3 protein-coding genes are annotated in these 1,736 nt (G+C 64.8%); 2 read left to right on the top strand and 1 reads right to left on the bottom strand.

What is annotated here, in order from left to right:
* The first annotated feature begins 148 nt into the window (after positions 1-148).
* Both RT662_RS11985 and RT662_RS11980 read left to right on the top strand, forming a co-directional pair.
* Positions 149-514, top strand: coding sequence for a hypothetical protein (locus RT662_RS11985; protein WP_313670940.1), 366 nt, complete (start codon positions 149-151; stop codon positions 512-514).
* Positions 508-1,245, top strand: coding sequence for a TlyA family RNA methyltransferase (locus tag RT662_RS11980; protein WP_313670939.1), 738 nt, complete (start codon positions 508-510; stop codon positions 1,243-1,245). The genes RT662_RS11985 and RT662_RS11980 overlap by 7 nt, the downstream gene beginning before the upstream one ends.
* Here RT662_RS11980 and RT662_RS11975 read toward each other — a convergent pair.
* Positions 1,242-1,538, bottom strand: a complete 297-nt coding sequence (locus tag RT662_RS11975; protein ID WP_313670938.1) for an HNH endonuclease — start codon at positions 1,536-1,538, stop codon at positions 1,242-1,244. The genes RT662_RS11980 and RT662_RS11975 overlap by 4 nt on opposite strands.
* Positions 1,539-1,736: the final 198 nt, after the last annotated feature.

Genomic DNA, 1,736 nt, shown 5'->3' with positions numbered 1-1,736 from the left:
TGCGCCGCGAGGCGTCACCGCGCGCTTGCGCCAATGATCTGTTCGAGGTGAAGGACAATTTCACACCTGAAGTGTTCAGCCTGTGCCGGTTCGGCCCGTTCGAGCCGCTGGACAAGGCGAGCCGGTTCTGACGACGGGGAGACAGACGATGATGAAAAAATTGGGCGTTGGCGCGGCGCTGGTGCTGGCTGGCTTTGGCGCCGGTCTGGCGGTGGCGCAGGTGCAAACCGGGCGCACGCCGCAGTTCGCCAACGAGGAGGTGAAGGTGTGGCGTTCGGTGATCGCTGTTGGCAATCCGCTGCCGCTGCACCGCCACGATCATCCGCGCGTGCTGATCGCCTTGAAGGGCGGCACCATGGATATCCGCGAGGAAACCGGCCAGTCCGACATCCAGAACTGGGAAACCGGCAAGGCCTATTGGTTGCCGGCCAATCCCAAGACGTTGCACCAGGATGTGAACGTGGGCAAGGAACCCATTGAAGTCATGGTGGTGGAGCTGCAAAAAGCGTGGTGAAATCGCGCGTCGATCAAATGCTGGTGGAGCGCGGGCTGGCCGAAAGCCGCACCCGTGCGCAGGCACTGGTGATGGCTGGGCTGGTGTTTTCCGGGGACCGCAAGATCGCCAAATCCGGCGATACGCTGGCCGCCGATGCGCCGCTGGAGGTAAAGGGTCGCGATCATCCCTGGGTTTCGCGCGGCGGCATCAAGCTGGATCATGGCCTGACGCACTTCGGGTGGGACGTGGCGGGTGCGGTGGCCATCGATGTCGGTTCGTCCACTGGCGGCTTCACCGATGTGCTGCTCAGCCGCGGTGCGGTGCGGGTTTACGCGGTGGATTCAGGCACCAACCAACTGGCGTGGAAATTGCGGCAGGATCCGCGTGTTGTCGTTCTGGAACAGCTTTCCGCCCGCCTGCTCACACCCGAGCATGTCCCCGAGCCGGTGGATATCATCGTCTGCGATGCCAGCTTCATCAGCCTGATGAAGGTGCTGCCGGTGCCGATGGGCTTCGCCAAGCCCGGTGCCCGCCTGCTGGCGCTGATCAAGCCGCAATTCGAAGCCGGCCGCGAGGATGTGGGCAAGGGCGGCGTGGTGCGCGACGAAGCGGTGCGGGAACGCGTCTGCCGCGAAGTCGCCGCGTGGCTGGAAGGGCAGGGCTGGGCCGTTGCCGGCCTTACCACCAGTCCGATCACGGGGCCGGAAGGCAATGTGGAGTTTCTGATCGGCGCCCATCTGGCCGCTTAGCGCTTCTTGCCCTTGGTGGGCGCATGGAAATCCGGCGGCTTGGCAGAAACCCACGCCACAAACGCCGCCACGCCCGGTTCCGCCAGCACGGCGGCCTTGTCCGCTCCCATGCGACCCAACTGGCTGTTGCTGAAATGGGCATGGATGGCTTCGTGGCAGATCGGGTGGACTTTTGCTCGATCACGCCCGCCCTTGGCGCGTGGCACCGGGTGGTGCCATTCCACTGTCGCGCCCAGTGGCCGCCCGCACAGCCAGCAGGCGTCAATCATCGGCACTGCGTCACTGTCCACCATGCGTCACGTGTAGCGTGGCAGCGGGCAACAGGCTACACTACGGGCAATGTCCACCCCTGAGTTCATAGACGCGCCTGAACCCTGGTTTTCCACGGGCAGCTTTTCGCGGGCGGCGATCGTGGCGGTGCCAGCCATCCTGCTGATGGGCGGGCTTGTGGCGCGCATCGCCGGCTCCACCGATACCAACCCGTGGTACCA

This window comes from Sandarakinorhabdus sp. (genome assembly GCF_032115815.1).
In the GTDB taxonomy this organism is placed as follows: Bacteria; Pseudomonadota; Alphaproteobacteria; order Sphingomonadales; family Sphingomonadaceae; genus Sandarakinorhabdus.
Note: the sequence above shows the minus strand (reverse complement) of the source record. Positions and strands in the feature narration are given on the sequence as shown.